General features: G+C 71.2%; 14 protein-coding genes. 4 read left to right on the forward strand and 10 right to left on the reverse strand.

Going from position 1 to position 19,104, the window contains the following annotated elements; all coding sequences use genetic code 11:
- Positions 1-62: 62 nt before the first annotated feature.
- Positions 63-1,199: a C45 family autoproteolytic acyltransferase/hydolase gene (locus ACWGDB_RS13900; protein WP_453822635.1), complete on the reverse strand. Its 1,137-nt coding sequence runs from the start codon at positions 1,197-1,199 to the stop codon at positions 63-65.
- A 111-nt stretch (positions 1,200-1,310) separates the two neighbouring features.
- On the opposite strand from ACWGDB_RS13900, the gene ACWGDB_RS13905 reads away from it, so the two are divergent.
- Positions 1,311-2,225: a MurR/RpiR family transcriptional regulator gene (locus tag ACWGDB_RS13905; protein WP_453822636.1), complete on the forward strand. Its 915-nt coding sequence runs from the start codon at positions 1,311-1,313 to the stop codon at positions 2,223-2,225.
- Between the two features lie 39 nt (positions 2,226-2,264).
- Here the strand turns inward: ACWGDB_RS13905 and ACWGDB_RS13910 are convergent, their stop codons facing one another.
- The 4 genes from ACWGDB_RS13910 to ACWGDB_RS13925 form a co-directional block, all read right to left on the reverse strand.
- Complete coding sequence (locus tag ACWGDB_RS13910) at positions 2,265-4,964, reverse strand: SpoIIE family protein phosphatase (RefSeq protein ID WP_453822637.1); 2,700 nt, start codon at positions 4,962-4,964, stop codon at positions 2,265-2,267.
- A 136-nt stretch (positions 4,965-5,100) separates the two neighbouring features.
- Positions 5,101-6,237, reverse strand: coding sequence for a PP2C family protein-serine/threonine phosphatase (locus ACWGDB_RS13915; protein WP_453822638.1), 1,137 nt, complete (start codon positions 6,235-6,237; stop codon positions 5,101-5,103).
- Positions 6,238-6,343: 106 nt separating this feature from the next.
- Positions 6,344-7,123: an IclR family transcriptional regulator gene (locus tag ACWGDB_RS13920; RefSeq protein ID WP_453822639.1), complete on the reverse strand. Its 780-nt coding sequence runs from the start codon at positions 7,121-7,123 to the stop codon at positions 6,344-6,346.
- A gap of 70 nt (positions 7,124-7,193) precedes the next feature.
- Positions 7,194-9,260 carry a SpoIIE family protein phosphatase gene (locus tag ACWGDB_RS13925; protein ID WP_453822640.1) on the reverse strand — a complete coding sequence of 689 codons (2,067 nt, stop codon included), beginning with the start codon at positions 9,258-9,260 and terminating at the stop codon, positions 7,194-7,196.
- A 254-nt stretch (positions 9,261-9,514) separates the two neighbouring features.
- On the opposite strand from ACWGDB_RS13925, the gene ACWGDB_RS13930 reads away from it, so the two are divergent.
- Positions 9,515-11,986, forward strand: coding sequence for a SpoIIE family protein phosphatase (locus ACWGDB_RS13930; RefSeq protein ID WP_453822641.1), 2,472 nt, complete (start codon positions 9,515-9,517; stop codon positions 11,984-11,986).
- A gap of 99 nt (positions 11,987-12,085) precedes the next feature.
- On the opposite strand, the gene ACWGDB_RS13935 is transcribed toward ACWGDB_RS13930, so the two are convergent.
- A complete protein-coding gene (locus ACWGDB_RS13935; protein WP_453822642.1) occupies positions 12,086-13,300 on the reverse strand; it encodes a hypothetical protein in 1,215 nt (404 codons plus the stop codon).
- A gap of 212 nt (positions 13,301-13,512) precedes the next feature.
- Complete coding sequence (locus tag ACWGDB_RS13940) at positions 13,513-13,983, reverse strand: flavodoxin family protein (RefSeq protein ID WP_453822643.1); 471 nt, start codon at positions 13,981-13,983, stop codon at positions 13,513-13,515.
- Between the two features lie 337 nt (positions 13,984-14,320).
- Between ACWGDB_RS13940 and ACWGDB_RS13945 the strand changes: the two genes are divergently transcribed.
- Positions 14,321-14,848 (forward strand): DUF1062 domain-containing protein, encoded by a 528-nt coding sequence (locus ACWGDB_RS13945; protein ID WP_453822644.1) that lies wholly within the window; start codon positions 14,321-14,323, stop codon positions 14,846-14,848.
- A gap of 61 nt (positions 14,849-14,909) precedes the next feature.
- Here ACWGDB_RS13945 and ACWGDB_RS13950 read toward each other — a convergent pair whose 3' ends face one another.
- Positions 14,910-16,070: a magnesium and cobalt transport protein CorA gene (locus ACWGDB_RS13950; RefSeq protein WP_453822645.1), complete on the reverse strand. Its 1,161-nt coding sequence runs from the start codon at positions 16,068-16,070 to the stop codon at positions 14,910-14,912.
- Positions 16,071-16,216: 146 nt separating this feature from the next.
- Here ACWGDB_RS13950 and ACWGDB_RS13955 point away from each other — a divergent pair, with 146 nt between their 5' ends.
- A complete protein-coding gene (locus ACWGDB_RS13955; protein WP_453822646.1) occupies positions 16,217-17,338 on the forward strand; it encodes a winged helix DNA-binding domain-containing protein in 1,122 nt (373 codons plus the stop codon).
- 14 nt (positions 17,339-17,352) lie between these two features.
- On the opposite strand, the gene ACWGDB_RS13960 is transcribed toward ACWGDB_RS13955, so the two are convergent.
- Together ACWGDB_RS13960 and ACWGDB_RS13965 are read right to left on the reverse strand one after the other, a co-directional pair.
- Positions 17,353-18,003, reverse strand: a complete 651-nt coding sequence (locus tag ACWGDB_RS13960) for a LysE family translocator (protein ID WP_453822647.1) — start codon at positions 18,001-18,003, stop codon at positions 17,353-17,355.
- Between the two features lie 159 nt (positions 18,004-18,162).
- Complete coding sequence (locus ACWGDB_RS13965) at positions 18,163-18,948, reverse strand: S1 family peptidase (RefSeq protein WP_453822648.1); 786 nt, start codon at positions 18,946-18,948, stop codon at positions 18,163-18,165.
- Positions 18,949-19,104: the final 156 nt, after the last annotated feature.

A 19,104-nucleotide genomic window follows, 5' to 3' on the forward strand; every position in this document is an offset into this window, starting at 1 on the left:
GGGCTCCTGAGCGGGGAAGGTGAACGGGAGCGGGGGGATGGGCAAGGCTTGGTGATGGTGCGTCAGTTAGGGGCGTGGGGGCCGTCGTAGAGGTTCCAGGGCAGGTGTTGGTACTCGCGGTCGCACGGGGTGCCGGCGGTGACGTGGTAGTCGCCGGCGGTGAGGTCGACGCAGGAGGAGACGAGGGTCGTCCAGTGCCTGACGGCGGGCTTGCGCGGGTCGGCGTGGGTGCACAGCGACTCCGGGAAACCGAGGTGGTCCGACAGTGCGTCCTTGATCAGCTTGCGCGACTCGTCGGCGCCGCCGGAGTCACGCAGTCGTCGCAGGCCCTGCTCGGCACGGGGTACGCGCACCAGGGAGTCGGCGGCGATCGGGCGGTAGCCGTCGGCGAGGGCGGCGGGGATGCCCGCCTGGTAGTGGTTGCCGTGCACCAGGAGCCCGTCGTCGGGGTACAGCCAGCCGTGGCCGGCCGGGGTGGTCTCCAGGTCGATGGCGAAGCCCTCGCGGCAGGTGACGAGGGCGTTGCTGGCGATGTGCGCGCGGGTGTGGCACAGCACGTCCAGCGCGTCGCTGATGTTCGCCTGGTCGAGGACGCTGCGGCGGACCACGGTCTGCGGCAGGCCGACGGCCTCTCCGAACCGCCCGCCGAGGCCGTTGGCGTTGAGCGCGATCCCGGCCGAGTTGGCGCCCTGGCGGCCGATCTGGCCGGCCTCCACCTGCATGATCAGGGTGGGCTTGGGCGGCTGGACGATCCGCAGCATGACGACGGTGTCGGCGACGCCGGCCCGCCAGTCCCAGTTCTGCCCGGCCCACACGTGCCCGTCGCCGCTGGCCGGGCCGTACACGGCGAAGGAGGTGCAGCCCTCGGCGGGCTCCTCCTCGCGCATCAGGGCGAAGGACTCGTCGTAGATGACCTCGCCGCGGGCGTTCAGGGCCAGGATGTCGAGCAGGTCCAGGCCGGCACCGTCCGCGATGCCCTGCATCTCCTCCAGCAGGTGCGGGGCGTGGTCGCCGACCGGTTTCAGCCAGCGGGCGGCCCGGGCGGTCACCTGGCGCCAGGTCAGGCCGGAGGACACGCCGAACGCCTCCGCGTAGTAGCCGAGCGCGATCCCGAGTTGGGGGGCCACGGCCTCGCCGTACTGTCGTCCCCGTTCGAGGGGGGTCCCGGAGATCTCGATGACCGGCAAGCTCTGTTTCACGCGGGGCTCCTCGGGGACACGTCAGTGCTGTAACGTCTGTTCCGAAAATTCTTCACCTTGGAACGAGATGTTCAGAGCGTAATGGCCGAAACGTGAGAGTCAATACCTGTAATGAAGAATCCAGAATCCGGTAGTGCGGGACCCGGGGGTCTCACGCGGCTGCGGGCCGCCGTCCGCGACATGTGGGAGGAGCTGTCGGCGTCGGAACGGACCGTCGCCCAGTACCTCGCCAGTGCCCCCGCCGAGCAGTTGATGTTCGCCAGCGCGCAGGAACTGGGCGCGGCCAGCGGCACCAGCAACGCCACCGTCGTACGCGCCCTGCAGCGCCTCGGATACGCCGGCCTGCCCGCGCTCAAGCGGGAACTCGCCGCCGACTTCACCTCCGCGCTCGCCCCCGAGGTGCGGCTCCAGCAGCGCATCGCGCACGTGGGGCAGGACCTGGAGGGCATCTGGAACGACGTCTTCGACGAGACGCAGGAACGCATCGACCAGTGCCGGCGGCTGACCGGCGCCGACGCGCTGAAGCGTGCGGTCGAGGTGCTCGCGGAGGCGCGTGAGGTGTTCTGTTACGGCGTCGCCGCGTGCGAACTCGCCGCCCGGCACCTGGCGTTGTCCCTCGGCCGGATCGGGCGCCGGTCCCGTTTCGTCGGAGAGACCGGTTTCGCCCTCGCCGACCCGCTGCTCACACTCGGGCAGGGCGACGCCGTCGTCGTCTTCCAGCCGGGGCGCCGGCTCGCCGAGCTGAACGTCGTCGTCGAGCGGGCGCGCGCGGTCGGCGCCAGGGTCGTCTTCGTGACCGACGAGCTCGGGGGGGTCTTCGAGGACCGCGTCGACGCCGTCCTCACCGCCCCCCACACCCCGACCGGCAACACCAACGAGGCCCTGACCGGCCTCGTCGTCGCCGACGCCCTCGTCCTCGCCCTGACCACCCTGGACGAGACCCGGGCGGTCGAGCACTCCCACCAGCTGACGGCACTGCGGGAGCAGTTGCTGGCGCAGAAGGAGCCGCGCCCGCGCAAGACCTGAGCCGACGGCTGCCTACGGCTGTCACGGCCGTAACCGTCCTTACGACTCGGCCGGAGCGGCCCCCGGATCCGCCAGGGGCTGTTCCGTCCAGATCACCTTGCCCGCCGCCGAGTACCGGGTGCCCCAGCGCTCGGCGAACTGCGACACCAGGAACAGCCCCCGGCCGCCCTCGTCCGTCGCGGCCGCGCTGCGCAGGTGGGGGGCGGTGCTGCTGCCGTCGGAGACCTCGCAGATCAGGGCGCGGTCGCGGATCAGGCGGACGCGGATGGGGCCGGTGGCATGGCGCAGCGAGTTGGTGACCAGCTCACTGAGGATCAGCTCGGTGGTGAACGCCTCCTCCGACAGACCCCAGTCGTCCAGCGTCCGGGTGGCCGCCGCCCGGACCCGGGCCACGGCGGAGGGGTCGTCCGGGACGTCCCAGGTCGCCGAGTGATCGGGGCTGAGCAGCCGCGTCCGGGCGACGACGAGGGCGATGTCGTCGCGCGGCCGCTCCGGCAGCAGGGTCTCCAGTACGGCCTTGCACGTCTCCTCCGGCGTCCGGCCGCCCGTCGGCGGCGTCGCCGCGAGTGCCCCGCGCAGCCGCTCCAGGCCCTCGTCGATGTCCTGCCCCTGGCGCTCGACCAGTCCGTCCGTGTACAGGACCAGCCCGCTGCCCTCGGGCAGCCGCAGCTCGGTCGCCTCGAAGGGCAGGCTGCCGCTCAGGCCCAGCGGCGGCCCGCCGGCGACGGCCGGGAACTCGACGTCGCCGTCGGGGTGGATGAGCGCGGGTTCGAGGTGGCCGGCGCGGGCAAGGGTGCACAGCCCGGTGGACGGGTCGTACACGGCGTACAGGCAGGTGGCCCCGGTGACAGGTGCGCTCTCGTTGTCGCCGTCGTCCTCGTCCTGGTCGATCCGGGCGACCAACTCGTCCAGATGTCCGAGGAGTTCGTCGGGCGGCAGGTCCAGGGTGGAGAAGTTGTGGACCGCCGTACGGAGTCGCCCCATCGTCGCCGCCGCGTGCAGTCCGTGTCCCACGACGTCCCCCACGACCAGCGCCACCCTCGCCCCCGGCAGCGGGATCACGTCGAACCAGTCCCCGCCGACGCCGCCCTGCGCGGCGTGCGCGGGCAGATAGCGGTAGGCGACGTCCAGGGCGCTCTGGTCGGGCAGCGCACGGGGCAGCAGGCTGCGCTGGAGGGTGACCGACAGGGTGTGCTCGCGGGTGTAGCGACGGGCGTTGTCGATGCTGACGGCGGCGCGAGCCACCAGCTCCTCCGCGAGGGACACGTCCTCCTGCTCGAAGGGCTCGGGCCGGTCGGCGCGCCAGAAGGTGGCCATCCCCATGATCACGCCGCGGGCGCGCAGTGGGACCGTGAGCATCGTGTGGATGCCGAAACCCACGATGCGGCGGGCGTTCTCGGGATCCTGCACCTGCCAGCCGGAGAAGGCGGGCATGTCCGCCTCCAGCACGGAATCGCCCGTACCGAATCCGAAGGCCTGCGGCGTGCCCTCGCGGAAGTGGATCAGCTTGCCGATCGGATAGAGCGGGCTGCCGTCCCGTGCGCCCCGGAAGGCGACCCGGCGCATGTCCGCACGGCCCTCCTTCGGCTCCCCGCCGCGCAGCACCGGATCCGCCAGGTCGACCGAGACGAAGTCCGCGAACCGCGGCACCGCGAAGTCGGCCAGCTCCTGCGAGGTGCGGGTGACATCCAGGGTGGTGCCGATCTCCAGACCCGCGTCGTACAGCAGTTTCAGCCGCTCCTGCGCCACGTCCGCCCTGCCGGTCAGCGTCCGCAGCTCGGTGGTGTCCCGCAGGGTGGCCACGCTGCCCGGCGGACCGCCGTCCTGGTCGGTCGACCGCTGGCTGACGGCCAGCAGCCGGCCCCGGGCCAGGTGCACCTCGTCGGTGGCGTCCCGCCCGGAGGCGAACAGTCCGGCGAGGTCGCGCGCGATGCCCAGGTCGGGGCAGGGCCGCCCCTCCGCGTCCGCGGGCAGCCCGAGCAGCCGGCGCGCCTCGTCGTTCGCCAGCGCCAGCCGGCGGCGGCCGTCCATGATCAGGACGCCCTCCCGTACGGAGTGCAGGACGGCGTCGTGATGCTCGTACATCCGTGTCATCTCGGCGGGCCCCAGCCCGTGCGTCTGGCGCAGCAGACGCCGGCTGACCAGCGCGGTGCCGCCGGTGGCCAGCGCGAGGGCGGCCGCCGCCGAGCCGAGCAGCACCGGCAGCTGGTTGTCGACGACCCCACCCACGCTGGCCAGCGTCACCCCGGCGGACACCAGCCCGACGACCTTGTCGTCGCCGTCGGTCACGGGGACCACGGCGCGCACGGACGGCCCCAGGGTGCCGGTGTACGTCTCCCGTACGACCCCGCCCGCCAGGGCCGGTGCGATGGTGCCGACGAAGTGTTTGCCGATCCGGTCGGGGTTGGGGTGGGTGTAGCGGATCCCGTCCGTGCTCATCACGACGATGAAGTCCACGTCGGTCGCGTCGCGCGCCTCCTCGGCACGTGGCTGGAGCGCGGCGCTCGGATCCGGATCCGCCAGGGCGTCCACGACGCCCGGCGCGTTCGCGAAGGACTCGGCCACGGCGAGGGACCGGTTGCCTGCTTCCCGTCTGGTGTCGGTGCGGACCTGCAGCACCAGTGCCACCACGGCGGCGGCGACCAGGAGGACGACGATCGCCGCCTGCAGCACGAAGACCTGCCGGGCGACGGTACGCAGGCTCACCAGCGACCGCAGGCGGCCGATAACTGCGGCCATGCCTCATTTCTAACACCGTTGGACGGGCTGGGCACGGTTCGTTCCGTGGGGAGGGCCGGGAGGGGGTGCCGGGTCGTGCCGTCGTTCGGGTGCGGCGCCGTTGTTGCCGGTCGCGCAGTTCCCGCGCCCTGCGGTACTACGGCGAGCAGGAACCGACGCGTCCGGCCTCGGGCACCTCACGGTCGGCGGGGGTGCCGGCCGGGGCCGGCATGCGGAGCAGCAGCAGTGCCGCGTCGTCGTGGAGCCGGCCGCCCACATGGGCCAGCAGCTCGTCGTGGAGGGCGGTGACGGTGTGTGCGGGTTCGTCACACGTGTGCCGTTCCAGCCCTTCGGCGAGCGGGTAGAACTCCCGCTTGTGGTCGCGGGCCTCGGTGACGCCGTCGGTGTACAGCAGCAGCTGGTCCCCGTCGGCGAAGGGCAGCACATGCAGGGCCGGCGTCTCACCCGAGAGGGTGCGCAGCCCGAGGGGCGGGGCCGGACGTTCCGGGTCGACCGCCACGACGACGGAGTCACGCACCAGCAGCGGCGGCGCGTGACCGCAGTTGACCACCTCCAGCTGCCCGTCCCGGGGGTACCCGGCGACCACGGCGGTGACGAAGTCGTCGCTGCCCAGGTTGCGCGCCAGGCTGCGCTCGATGCGTGCGACGACGGCGAGGAGGTCGGGCTCGTCGTACGCGGCCTCGCGGAACACCCCGAGCACCAGAGCCGCGGTCCCCACCGCCGGCAGCCCCTTGCCGCGCACGTCGCCGACGATCAGCCGGACACCGTACGGCGTGGACACGAGCGCGTACAGGTCGCCGCCGATCCGGGCCTCCGCCGCGGCGGCGCTGTAGCGGACCGCGACCTGGAACGGCCCGACGGTCGCCGGCACCGGCTGCAGCAGCGCGTGCTGGGCGGCCTCCGCGACGGAACGTACGGCGGCGAGCACCCGCTCGCGCCGCCCGCGCAGCGCGCTGGCCAGGCTCCCGGCCAGGGTGACGGCCAGCAGAGCGGCCAGCACGACGGCCAGCTCGCGGGCTCCGGCGTCGTCACGGATGCCGAGGATCGCGCCCAGAGCGGCGGCGAGAAGCCCCAGCCACAGGACTCCGCGCGGCCCGTTGGTGGTGGCCGCGAGCGCGGGACCCACGGCGAGAAGCGGCAGCCAGGTCATCCCCGAGCCGCAGACGAGATCGACGAGCACGATCGCGGAGACGATCAGGATGGGCAGTACGGGCGTAGCGGCGACCAGTCGCCTCGGCCAGTGGTAGCGACCGTGGTGTGGGGCCTGGCTCATGTCTTGTGGGATGTCCTCACCTGTGCGCACGGGGCATAGTTCCGGCGGTTATGTCCGCTTTATTCAGGAAATCGGTTCGACCCCGGATGGGACAAGGACACGGATTTCAGATAGTGAGCGAGAGGCCCCGGGTCACGCGGCTCGCGGTGGGGAGCAGGCGCGCCCGGACCTCCTCCAGGCGGGCCCGCGTCTCCTCCAGCCGGGTGCGCCGGTCGGCCCGCAGCGACACTCCGAGCGAACCGAGGGTGCCCCCGCTGTAGACGGGCACCGCGACGCAGACCGTGCCGAGGGCGTACTCCTCCATGTCCGTGACCGCCGGGGCCAGGGGCTCGGAGTCGAGCCGCCGGATGAGCTCCGGAGGGTCGGTGATGGTCCTGGGCGTGAGGTCCGCGAGCCGATGCCGGGACAGGTAGTCCTTGCGTGACTCCTCGTCCAGCTCCCGCAGCACGGACTTGCCCAGCGCCGTGGCGTGCCCCGCGTCCTCGAACCCCACCCAGAGATCGACCCGGGGAGCGCGGGGACCGTCCACGATCTCGGCGACCCGGATCTCGCCCTCCTCGTAGAAGGTGAGGTACGCGGCGGTCGACAGCTCGTCCCGCAGCGCGGCGAGCGTCGGGCGTATCCGGCTGAGCAGCGCCTGCGCCCGGCCCGATGTGTGCAGGGTGCCGATCCGGTCGCCCAGGACGAACCCGCCGTCGTCGAGCTTGCGCACATATCCGTCGTGGACCAGCGTCCGCAGCAGGTGGTACGCCGTGGCCAGGGGCAGGCCCGTCTCCCGAGCCAGCTGCTTGGCCGGCGCGCCGTTCTCGTGCGCGCTCATCGCCTCCAGCAGGCGGAAGGCGCGCTGTACGGAGCCGATGAGCGTAGGGCCCTCCTGAGCACCCATAGGAACAGCGTGCGCCGGGCGCACGCCGCGGGCAAGGCGGGCCCGCTCCCCGGGACGGGACCGAACCGGTCTACAGCACCCGCGCCACGAGAAGAGCCACGTCGTCGTGGTCGTCGGGGTGGCGCAGGCCGTACAGCAGGAGATCGCAGGTCTCCTCCAGCGGCCTGCGGGGTTCGTCGAGGAAGCCGAGGAGGACGCTCAGGCGGTCGTCGATGGGGTGGAGCCGGGTCTCGACGAGGCCGTCGGTGTAGAGGACCAGCAGATCACCGGGACCCAGCTCGACCGTGGTGGTCCCGAACGGGATGCCGCCCACCCCGAGCGGGGCGCCGGCCGGGAGTTCGAGCAGCTCCGGGGCGCGGCCGGGGCGGGCCAGCGCGGGTGGCATGTGCCCGGCGTTGGCGATGTGGCACTGCCTGGTGCGGGGGTCGTACACCGCGTACAGGCAGGTGACGATGTAGTGCTCCAGATCGCAGGTGATCTTGTCCAGGTGCTGGAGCACGGAACCGGGCTCGAGGTCGAGGTCGGCGTAGGCACAGGTGGCGGTGCGCAGCCGGCCCATGGTGGCGGCGGCGTCGATGCCGTTGCCCATGACGTCGCCGACGACCAGCGCGGTCTTGTCGTCCTCCAGCGGGATGACGTCGTACCAGTCGCCGCCGACCTCGCTGGTGGCCTGGGCGGGCTGGTAGCGGGAGGCGAGCTCCAGGCCCGTGTGGTGCGGCGGATGGTCGGGCAGCAGGCTGCGCTGGAGGGTCAGGGAGGTGTTGCGCACGCTCTGGAACCAGCGGGCGTTGTCGATGGCCACGGCGGCCCGGCCGGCCAGCTCACTGGCGAGCACGACGTCGTCCTGGTCGAACGGCAACGGATTGCGGGTGCGCTTGAGGTCCAGGGCGCCGAGCACCTCGCCGTGCGCGATCAACGGCACCGCCAGATAGGAGTGGACGCCCGCCTGCGCCAGCAGGGCGGTGGCCTCGGCGTCCTTGGCGATACGCGGCAGATCCTGCTCGCCGACATGGCGTACGAGGATCGGCCGGCCGGTGTGCACGCACAGGGTGACCAGCCGGTCGCCGTCGTACGCGGCGAGGTCACCGGGGGAGTCGGCGGCGCGCAGCGCCGCGCTCGGGTAGGACGCCTTCAGCGCGAGCGCGCGGAACAGCTCCGGGCCGTTGTCCGGCTTGCGGTTGCGCCGGCAGGCCAGCGCGGCGTCCAGGACGTCCACGGCGACCACGTCGGCCAGCTCGGGAGTGGCGACCTCCGCCAGCTCGTGGGCGGTCCGGTCCACCTCCAGCGTGGTGCCGACCCGGGTGGAGGCGTCGGCGATCAGGGCCAGGCGCCGCCGGGCCCGGTCGGCCTCGGCCGCCGCGCGGTGCCGCTCGGTGACGTCGACGAACGAGATCGCCGCGCCCAGGACCCGCCCGCCCGGGTCCTCCAGCCGATAGAAGGACAGCGACCAGGCGTGCTCGGTCTCGGGGTCCGCCGGCGGGCGGCCCACGTGGTACTGGTCCAGCAGCGGCGTGCCGGTGGTGAGCACCTGGCGCAGACAGGACTCGATCGTGTCGATGTCGGGCAGCGGCAGCGTCTCCCGCAGCCGACGGCCGACGTGGTCCTCCGCGGGGGTGGCGTCGATACGCTCCAGTCCCGGGTTGACCAGCAGATAGCGCAGGTCCGGGTCCAGGAGCGCGATCCCGATCGGGGACTGGTTGATCAGCCGCTCGCACAGCGCCAGATCCGTCTCGACCCGCTGGAGCAGGGAGTGGTCGGCCGCGATGCCCAGGGCGTAGACGTCACCGAGATCGTCCAGCAGCCGCATGTTGCGGAACTCCGTCAGCCGGGTGCTGCCGTCCTTGTGCCGCACCGGGAACGTGCCGGCCCAGCTCCGGCCGGTCTCCAGCACCTCCGTGAACAGCTGCACCACGGCCGGCAGCTGGTCGGGGTGGATGAACAGGCGCGTCGCGTGCGTGCCGAGGGCCTCGTCGGCGGTGTAGCCGAAGAGCTCCTCGGCCTGCGGGGTCCAGAACACCACGCGCCCGTCGGCGTCGACGACCACCGCGGCCACGCTCAGCACATCGAGCAGGCCGGTCGGCCGGGGCGGCTCCGGCGCGTAGCCGCCGCCCGCGGACTCGAAGGATCCAGCTGTCATCCCAGCTCCTCCTTCACCGCCGGCACGGCCTGCCGGCCTCTGCCACGGTCGGGTACCACGATTGGGGCGAACGGCACATCCATGCTCCCGCCGGCCTGTCCGCCCTGCCCGGTGAGAGGCCGTCGGGCGAGGGGCCCGGGCCCGCCCGCACCTCCATGCAACGGGACCGGGGCCGTCGGCCCGTGCACATCGGCCGGACAAGCAGGAACATGGTCGTGTGGAGGACGGGACCCATGGACGCTGCGTGAGGACCCATGGATGATGCGCGAGAAGAACCGCAGGCGCCCACGTCCGGAGGACCGAGCGCCCTCTTCGACGCGTCCACCGACGCGGCGGCGGTGGTGTCCGGACGCGGTGTGGTGATCGGCTGGACCCGGGCCGCGGAGGAACTCCTCGGCCACCCCGCCGCCGAGATCGTCGGTTCGCCCGCCACGCGGCTGCTCGCGATACCGAGTGACCCGGTCCGTGCGGCCGGCGTCGCCGAGCGCTGCCGGGCCGGCATGGGCTGGAACGGTCTCATACCGCTACGGCACCGTGACGGCCGCCGCGTCGACGTGGACCTGCGGGTCTCCGCGTCCTTCCGCATCGCAGCGGACGAGTGCTTTCTGATCTCGGCACGGGAGCTGCGGCAGCAGTGGGCGGTGGGCCAGTCCATGCTCGACGGATTCCTGACCCGCTCACCGGTCGGCATGGCCGTGATGGACACCGAGCTGCGCTACGTCTGGCTCAACGACACCCTGGAACGCTTCGGCGGTGTCCCTCGCGAGCAGCGCCTCGGCCGGCGGCTGAGTGAACTGCTGCCAGGGCTGCAGGCGGAGACCATCGAGGGCCGGATGCGCAAGGTCCTGGAAACCGGCCTGCCCGTCACCGACTACGAGTACGTGGGATGGAGTTGGGCCGACCCGCACCGCCAGCACGCCTACTCCACCTCCTTCTTCCCTCTCGTGGACCCCGACAACTCGATCACCGGCGTCTGCTACATGGTTCTGGACGTCACCGAGCGGTGGAACGCCCGGCAGCTGTTGTCGCTGGTCAGCGAGGCCGGAACACGCATCGGTACGACGCTGGACGTGCTGTGGACGGCTCAGGAACTGGCCGACTTCGCCGTTCCGCGCTTCGCGGACTTCGTCGTCGTGGACCTGCTGGAGCCGGTGCTCAGCACCGAGGGGCACGGCACGTGGCTGACCGACGCGGGCCCGGCCCCCGCCAAGCCGGTGATGCGCCGGGCCGGTATGAGCTCGGTGCGCGAGGGCTGCCCGGAGGCCGTGGCACGGGTGGGGGAGCGGGTGGACTTCGTCCCGCCGCCGCACGACGCGCATCTGCTCATCGACGGAGGGCCGATCCTCATCCCGGTCCTCGACCCCTCCGACGAACTGTGGACCTCCGAGCAACCCGCGCGAGCGGCCAGCATCCGCGAGTTCGGCCTGCACTCCCTCATCTCCGCGCCGATGCGGGCACGGAACACCACCCTGGGCCTCACCACCTTCATACGGTCGCGCAATCCCGTCTCGTTCCAGCCCGACGACGTCCTCGTCGCCCAGGAACTGGTGGCCCGAGCGGCCCTGTGCGTCGACAACGCCCGCCGCTACACCCGGGAACACACGGCCGCGGTCACCCTGCAACGCAGCCTGCTGCCGCAAGCCCTGACGGGCGGTACGGCACTGGAGGTGGCCTCCTCATATCTGCCGGCGGACCCGAGCGGCGGGGTCGGCGGGGACTGGTTCGACGTGATCCCGCTGTCCGGGGCCCGGGTGGGCCTCGTCGTCGGCGACGTCGTCGGCCACGGCATCACCGCGGCGGCCACCATGGGCCGGCTGCGCACCGCCGTACAGACCCTCGCCGACATGGAGATGCCGCCCGACGAACTGCTCGCCCACCTCGACGACCTCGTACTGCGCCTCAGCGAGGAGCGGCCCGAGGGCGACACGGCCGGGGCGGCCCACCAGAGCACGACCGGCTTCCTCGGCGCGACCTGCCTGTACGCCGTGTACGACCCGGTCACCCGATGCTGCACGATGGCCCGGGCCGGACATCCGCCGCCCGTCGTCATCGCGCCCGACGGGCAGGTCTCCTACCCGGAACCCCCTGCCGGGCCCCCGCTCGGGCTGGGCGGCATGGCCTTCGAGGCCGGCGAGATCGAACTCGCCGAGAACAGCCTGCTCGGCCTGTACACCGACGGCCTCGTCGCGGATGCCGACCGCGATGTGGAACGCGGCATGTCCCGGCTCGGCGAACTGCTGTCCCGGCGGGACCTCGACCTCGACACGCTGTGCTCCTCCGCGGTGCGGGAACTCGTGCCCGTGCCGCAGCCCGACGACATCGCCCTCCTCCTGGCGCGCACCCACGCCCTGGGCGCCGGGCAGGTCGTCTCGTGGGACGTGCCCGTCGACCCGGCCGCCGTCGCCGACCTCCGGGCCAGGGCGACCCGCCAGGTCACGGACTGGGGGTTCGCGGAACTGGCCATGACGACCGAGCTGATCGTGAGCGAGCTGGTCACCAACGCCATCCGCTACGCCGAACCCCCCATCCGCCTACGCCTCCTCCGCGACACCCGCCTGACCTGCGAGGTCGCCGACGGCAGCAGCACCGCCCCCCGACTGCGACACGCCCGCAGCATGGACGAGGGCGGCCGCGGCCTGTTCCTGGTGGCCCAACTCGCCCACCGCTGGGGCGCCCGCTACACGGCCGGCGGAAAGATCATCTGGGCCGAACAGGAAATCCCCTGACCACCGACAGCGGTGTGCCGGGCCCGAGTGCACGGGCCCGGCACCTCAACCGACGTGCGAATCCCCTAGGGGACCAGGATCAGCTCCTCGTCTCCGCCATCACCACCCGTGCTGCTTCTTGTCGTGGCCGGAGTGCTTGGGCTTGTCGGGGTGCTTGGGGTAGTCGGGCTTGACGGGCTTTACGGGGTGGGCCGGCTTGCTCGGGTAGTCGGGCTTGACGGGCTTTACCGGGTGGGCCGGCTTTGCGGGGTAAGCGGGCTTGACCGGGTGGGCGGGCTTCACCGGCTTTGCCGGGTAGGCAGGCTTCGCCGGGTATTCGGGCTTGACTGGCTTCGCGGGGTAGTCGGGCTTTACGGGCTTCGCGGGGTAGTCGGGCTTCACGGGCTTCGCCGGGTACGCGGGCTTAGCCGGGTAGTCGGGCTTGACCGGCTTGGCGGGGTACGCAGGCTTAGCCGGGTAGTCGGGCTTCACGGGCTTCGCGGGGTACGCGGGCTTGGCGGGGTAGTCGGGCTTGACTGGCTTGGCGGGGTACGCAGGCTTGCTGGGGTATTCGGGCTTGACTGGCTTGGCGGGGTACGCGGGCTTGGCGGGGTAGTCGGGCTTCACCGGCTTCGCGGGGTACGCAGGCTTGGCGGGGTAGTCGGGCTTCACGGGCTTCGCCGGGTACGCAGGCTTGGCGGGGTAGTCGGGCTTCACGGGCTTCGCGGGGTACGCAGGCTTGGCGGGGTAGTCGGGCTTCACGGGCTTCGCCGGGTACGCGGGCTTGGCGGGGAAGTCGGGCTTGACCGGCTTCGTGGGGTACGCAGGCTTGCTGGGGTATTCCGGCTTGACTGGCTTGGCGGGGTACTCGGGCTTGGCCGGGTAGTCGGGCTTGACCGGCTTGGCCGGGTAAACAGGCTTGGCCGGGTACTCGGGCTTCACCGGCTTGTCCGGGTAAGCAGGCTTGACGGGGTGAACCGGATATTCCGGCTTGACCGGCTTGGCGGGGTACTCGGGCTTGACCGGCTTCGTGGGGTACGCGGGCTTGGCCGGGTATTCAGGCTTGACCGGCTTGGCCGGGTACTCGGGCTTCACCGGCTTGACCGGGTACTCGGGCTTGACCGGGTGCACCGGGTAGGCGGGCTTCTCCGGGTGCACCGGATAGGCCGGCTTGGCGCCGTGTGCCGGGTGCGCGGGCTTGGCCGGGTACGGCGGGTGCGGGGTGGTGTCGTCCTGGGCGTGGGCGGTGCCCGCGCTCGCCAGCGCGGCTGCGGCGAGCGCGGCAGCCATGGCCGCAGGCGCCAGAACAGATCGCCATTTCGGCGATGTCGTCATCTTCCACTCTCCTCGACTTGGTTCAGGGCCTCGTGACGGTTGGTCAGCACCAAGAGCCGGACAGTGGAATGAATAGGAAATACGGTGATATGAATAACGCCGCGACGGTCATAAGCCACCGGATGGTGTAGCCCCCGGGGGCCAGTTGGCCCGGAGCCCGGCGAGACTCGGGGGCCCGTCCAACGGAGGCGTGGCGAGCACGACCCCGGGTGTCAGGACACCGGTCCTCGCCCGTCCCGCGACCTCTCGGCGAACGCCCGCGCCGCGGCCAGGTCCACGGCGTTCGGCCGCTGCTTGTTGATGCCGCCGACGAGCTTGAACGGCGTCCAGGTGTCGAACGCCCGGCACGAGAAGCTCCCGTCCACCTCGAAGCCCTTGCCTTTCAGGAGCTGCACGAGGGGGCGGGTGAAAGGCGCCGGTGGAATCTCGGGGAGCCCGCTGGTGGCGAACACGAACGCCCGGCCCCGCCCGGCGGGAAGTGCCTTGACGAACTCGGTGAGCCGGGGGTGGAGCCTGCCGTAGAAGACGCCCGAGCCGAATCCCACGAGGTCGGCCCCGGCCAGCTCCGCCAGGTCGGCCCGCTCGGGCGCGACGACCTCCGCGCCGAGTACCCCGGCCATGCTGTCGGCGACGCGACGCGTATTGCCGTGCGACACGGAGGCGCACACGATGACGGTCTTCATCCTCACGATCCCTTCTCTCGCTTCCGTAGGTGGGACCGCGCAGAGGTGCCCAGACGTGACAGCACCTGAACGTGACGCAGCGTCATCACCTGCGCAACGGTGGCCGCGTGCGTGCTGAACCTCCTGGTGAGGCGCTCGAAAACCAGTGGCGCGGCGCTGCCGCGCGCCAATACCGTGCTGCCGATCCAGGTCGCCCAGGCAAGGACGTGCCGTTGTACACCGTGTGAGACCTCCCGAGAGCTGATTTGTCGCGCGTCGCGCATGTGCGCCGCGCTCCTTTTTGCTGCGGATTTCTCACTGAAACCGGTGTACTCCTGTGCTCAATAGCTGGGTGGTCATGCCCACCTGCCTGCCACTCGTTCTCCGCCGTTGCCACACGTGCGCGTCCGAGCGCTTCCGGGCGAACGGCAAGTTTCGCGTCAACGCGAACCACAAGCTCCTCGACGCCTGGCTCCTCGTCCTCTGTACCTCTTGCGGGGAGACTGCGAAGCTCACGGTCCTGGAGCGGATGAACGTGCGCTCCGTACGACCTGACCTGCTGGACCGGCTGCACGACAACGACCCCGGTCTGGCCGCCGAGTTGCTCCAGGATCCGGTCGTGCAGCGCCGTAATCGCATCGCCCTCGACTGGGACAACGCCTGGCGCCTCGACACCGGCGGATCGGATCACCTGGACCGTGAGGTGATCGACGTGTCCGTCCGCTTCGCGGCGCGGATCCCCGTCCGGCCGGTGCGACTGATCGCTGAAGGCTGTGGTCTTTCACGGGCCGAGGTCGAGAGACTGATCGCGGAGGGGAAGTTCGTTTCGGCAGCCCGGCTGAGCGGCAAGCTCTCCGGCCACTTCACCTTCACGCTCAAGCGCTGAGCCTGCCCTCCAGAACCGTCCGGCCAGACCCGCCGGACGGTTCTGGAGGGCCACTCCCCGCCTAGAGCCAGTCCCGCCGCTTGAAAATCACGTACAGACTCACGCAGACCACACCCATCAGGCCGATCGCGAAGGGATATCCGAAGGTCCATCCCAGCTCCGGCATGTGCTCGAAGTTCATCCCGTAGATCGTTCCGACGAGTGTCGGCGCGAAGAGAATGGCCGCCCACGACGAGATCTTCTTGATCTCCTCGTTCTGCTCGAACCCCGCCTCCGCCAACGCCCGCATCTCCGCGTTCTGCTGCTGCGTGACCAGCGTCGTGTTCACCGTGAGGATCTCGGTGAGGGCCTGGCGGAAGCCGTCGACGCGCTCGCTGGTGTGGGTGACGTGGTCGGCCACGTCGCGCAGGTAGCGCTGGAGTTCCTCGTCCGTGCCGTACTTGGAGAAGCCGGCCATCAGCCCGTGCAGCATGCCGACGAGCGGGCGGGTGGCGCGCTGGAACTCGACCATCTCTCGGGAGAGTTCGTAGATACGGCGGGAGACCTCGGGGTCACCCCGGAAGACCTCGGTCTCGATCTCGTCGATGTCGTTCTGAACGCCCACCACCACCGGCTCGTAGCCGTCGACCACCGCGTCCAGTATCGCGTAGAGCACCGCCTCCGGACCGAGTTTGAGCAGCTCCGGAGTCTCCTCCATACGTTGGCGGACCGCCGACAGATCGGGGGCCGCGCCATGGCGGACCGTGATCACGAAGTCGGGGCCGACGAAGACATGCAGTTCGCCGAAGTCGACCTCCTCGGGTGCGTCCAGATAGCGGGCCGCACGAAGGACCACGAACAGCGTCTCGCCGTAGCGCTCCAGCTTGGGCCGCTGGTGCGCCTCCATCGCGTCCTCGACCGCGAGCGGGTGCAGGTCGAACTCGGCGGCCAGGGATAGCAGTTCGGCCTCCGTGGGGCGGGCCAGGCCGATCCAGGCCATGCCGGAGGGCTGGTCGCGCAGCTCGCGGTAGGTCTCGGCGAGGGTGGCGGGGGCGGACACCCGCACGCCGTCCCGGTACAGCACCGCCTGCACGACGCTCGCCACCTCGGAGGAGTCGGAGGCCGTGGTGCGTGCCGCGGGCGCAGGCTCCGGTGGCGCGGGTTGCGGCGGGGGAGTGACGGCTCGGCGCCAGGCGGACTTCACGGGATTCTTCGAGGCGGGGCGTGCGCGTCGCTCGGACATCGCGGCTGCCTCCCGGTCTGGACGACGACTGGGTGATCTCCGGTGCAGGATATACGGGGCGAATGGCACGGGAGCAGTGAGGTGATCCGGGACTCCGTGAGAGTTGCGGACCGAGGGTGTCCGCAAGCCTCGCTAGCGTGCGGAGCATGACGAAGCGCAGCACCAAGAAGACGACGGCCGCGGCCGGCCCCGTGCTCGGCACCCGCGCCCTCAACCGCGCCACCCTCGACCGGCAGTTGCTGCTGCGTCGCTCGCCGCTGTCCGCCCTGGCGGCCGTGGAGCATCTGGTCGGCCTCCAGGCGCAGGAGGTCAAGCCGCCCTACTACGCGCTCGCCGCCCGCCTCGACGGCTTCACGCCCGACGAGCCGTCCGGCCTGCTGGCCGACCGCGCCGTCGTACGGATCGTCACCATGCGCTCGACGATCCACCTGCACACCGCCGACGACAGTCTCACCCTGCGGCCGCTGGTCCAGCCCGCCAGGGATCGCGAGATCAACTACTTCCGCAAGGGCCTCGTCGGCGTCGACCTGGACCGGCTCGCCGGCATCGCCCGCGACCTCGTCGAAACCGAGCCCCGCACCATGAAGCAGCTGCGCGAAGCCCTCAGCGTCGAGTGGCCGGACGCCGACCCGCAGTCCCTGGCCGTCGCCGCCCGCTGCAAGCTCCCCCTCGTCCAGGTCACCCCGCGCGGACTGTGGGGCCGCAGTGGCCAGGTCTCTCTCACCACCGCCGAGCAGTGGCTGGACCGTCCCACCGAGCCGGCCGCCTCACCCGATGCCACGGTGCTGCGCTACCTGGGCGCCTTCGGACCCGCCTCCGTGAAGGACATGCAGACCTGGTGCGGCCTGACCCGGATGCGCGACGCCTTCGAACGACTCCGCCCTCAGCTCCTCACCTTCCGCGACGAGAACGGCGTCGAGCTCTTCGACCTCCCCGAAGCCCCGCGCCCCGATCCGGACACCCCGGCCCCGCCCCGCTTCCTGCCCGAGTTCGACAACCTGCTCCTCTCCCACGCCGACCGCACCCGAGTGATCCCGCCCGCGAACCGTGGCCGTACCTGGCAGGTGAACACGGTCTACTGCCCCCTCCTCGTCGACGGCTTCCTCGTGGGCGTGTGGCGCATCCTCGGCGACGAGCTCGTCATCGAGGAGTTCACCGAGCTCACCAAGGCTCAGCGCGGGGAGGTGACGGAGGAAGGGGAGCGCATGCTGAAGGTGATGCACCCGGAGGCGTCGTACGACATCCGCTTCGGGACCGTCATCCCCTAGACAGCCGCCCCCTGTCAGTCCGCCCGGCCCGTCACCGCGACCGTCACGCCGAGCCCGATCATCGTGCACCCGCCGGCCCCGCCTATCAGGGACAGCCGGCGGTCGGAGCGGGCGAACCAGCTGCGGGCCGCCGACGCGGTCAGGCCCCACAGGGTGTCCGTGACCAGGCCGATGGTGATCGGGACCAGGCCCAACAGCAGCATCTGCAGCGGGACGTGCCCCGCCGAATGGTCCACGAACTGGGGAAGCACGGCGGCGAAGAACACCACTCCCTTGGGGTTGGTGACGCCGACGAGGGCGCCGTCGAGGACCGTACGGAGGTCACCCTGTGTCGCTTCCGTCGGCTGCTGCGTCCGTATCGCCGAGGCCTTCAGCTCCTTGCGGTGCCGGAAGGCCTGCACACCCAGGTGGACCAGATAGGCGGCGCCGACCAGCTTCACCGTCAGATAGATCGTCACGGACCGCTCGACCAGTGAGCCGATGCCCACCGCGACGGCGACCACCAGCAGATACGAGCCGAAGACATTGCCCAGCGCGGTCGCCACGGCGGTGCGGCGGCCGTGTGCCAGGGCGCGGCCGATGACGAACAGGACACTCGGCCCCGGAATCACGATCACCAGCAGCGACATCGCCGCGAAGGCCAGCACACGATCTGTGGACACCATGCCCATCACCCCCGTCCGGAGCCCATTCAAACAGCCACCACTGACAACGGGACAGGACCGTGGACATGGGTGTGGAGATGGACGCGGACATGGATAGGGGGCGTTGCGGGCCGCTCGTGGAGGCCCGCAACGCCCCCTGGTCTTTCACCTGAGGTGTGCTCAGGAGACCTGTTCGGTGACCTCGTCCGAGAACGTGGTCAGCCGGGTGTAGATGCCCGGGTACCCGGCTTGGGCACAGCCCTCGCCCCAGGAAGTGATGCCTGCCAGGACGCCCCCGATGAGCAGGGGACCGCCGCTGTCGCCCTGGCAGGTGTCGACGCCGCCGGAGGTGTATCCGGCGCAGACCATGTCGGACGAGATGAAGTCCGAACCGTAGGAGCTCGCACAGCTGGAGTTGGACACGATCGGCACGGTCGCCGTGCGCAGTTGGTTGGAGGAGGTGCCGCCCGAGGAGGTGGTGCCCCAGCCGAGGATGCGGGCGGTGGCGCCGGTCGCGTACACGCCGGTGTCCGAGGAGTCGACGTACGAGGCCGGCGTGTACGGCATCGACGTGGACAGGGTCAGCACGGCCACGTCGTTGCCCTCGGTGACGTCCGAGTAGTCCGGGTGGATCCATATGTCGCTGACCCGGCTGACGGTGCCGTTCGTGCCGTTGAGGTAGGTGCGGCCGCCCACGACCCGGACGCTGCTGTTGCTTTCGCCGACCATGCAGTGGGCCGCGGTGATCACCTTGGTCGCGGAGACCAGCGTGCCGCCGCAGAACTGGTTCTGCGAGGCGTCCGTGATCTGCATGATGAAGGGATACGAGGTCGTCGTGGTCGTCGTACCGCCCACGATGCGGGAGGACGCCGCCTCAGCGGTGGGGGCGCTGAGCAGTGCGGCCGCGGCGGCGGCAGCGGTCGCCGCGACGGCGGCGGTCTTTCTGGCACGGGTGAGCCCGAACATGAGACTCCTCATTGGGGTGTTGCCGGTGGGGGGTCGCGCGGGTGTGGGGGGTGTGCACGGGGGCCGTGGGACCGATCCCCGTGTGCCCGAGCGAGCGGCACGAACTCAAGGTAGGTCCCGGAAGTTTCCCTTCCCAATGAGGGAACCCCCTAAGGG

The sequence above is a fragment of the Streptomyces sp. NPDC055013 genome, from assembly GCF_053608645.1.

Coding starts and splice junctions, on each gene's coding strand:
- ACWGDB_RS13905 (WP_453822636.1), top strand. CDS start 1,311: ATGAAGAATCCAGAATCCGGTAGTGCGGGACCCGGGGGTCTCACGCGG.
- ACWGDB_RS13910 (WP_453822637.1), bottom strand. CDS start 4,964: ATGGCCGCAGTTATCGGCCGCCTGCGGTCGCTGGTGAGCCTGCGTACC.
- ACWGDB_RS13915 (WP_453822638.1), bottom strand. CDS start 6,237: ATGAGCCAGGCCCCACACCACGGTCGCTACCACTGGCCGAGGCGACTG.
- ACWGDB_RS13920 (WP_453822639.1), bottom strand. CDS start 7,123: ATGGGTGCTCAGGAGGGCCCTACGCTCATCGGCTCCGTACAGCGCGCC.
- ACWGDB_RS13925 (WP_453822640.1), bottom strand. CDS start 9,260: ATGACAGCTGGATCCTTCGAGTCCGCGGGCGGCGGCTACGCGCCGGAG.
- ACWGDB_RS13930 (WP_453822641.1), top strand. CDS start 9,515: ATGGATGATGCGCGAGAAGAACCGCAGGCGCCCACGTCCGGAGGACCG.
- ACWGDB_RS13935 (WP_453822642.1), bottom strand. CDS start 13,300: ATGACGACATCGCCGAAATGGCGATCTGTTCTGGCGCCTGCGGCCATG.
- ACWGDB_RS13940 (WP_453822643.1), bottom strand. CDS start 13,983: ATGAAGACCGTCATCGTGTGCGCCTCCGTGTCGCACGGCAATACGCGT.
- ACWGDB_RS13945 (WP_453822644.1), top strand. CDS start 14,321: ATGCCCACCTGCCTGCCACTCGTTCTCCGCCGTTGCCACACGTGCGCG.
- ACWGDB_RS13950 (WP_453822645.1), bottom strand. CDS start 16,070: ATGTCCGAGCGACGCGCACGCCCCGCCTCGAAGAATCCCGTGAAGTCC.
- ACWGDB_RS13955 (WP_453822646.1), top strand. CDS start 16,217: ATGACGAAGCGCAGCACCAAGAAGACGACGGCCGCGGCCGGCCCCGTG.
- ACWGDB_RS13960 (WP_453822647.1), bottom strand. CDS start 18,003: ATGGTGTCCACAGATCGTGTGCTGGCCTTCGCGGCGATGTCGCTGCTG.
- ACWGDB_RS13965 (WP_453822648.1), bottom strand. CDS start 18,948: ATGTTCGGGCTCACCCGTGCCAGAAAGACCGCCGCCGTCGCGGCGACC.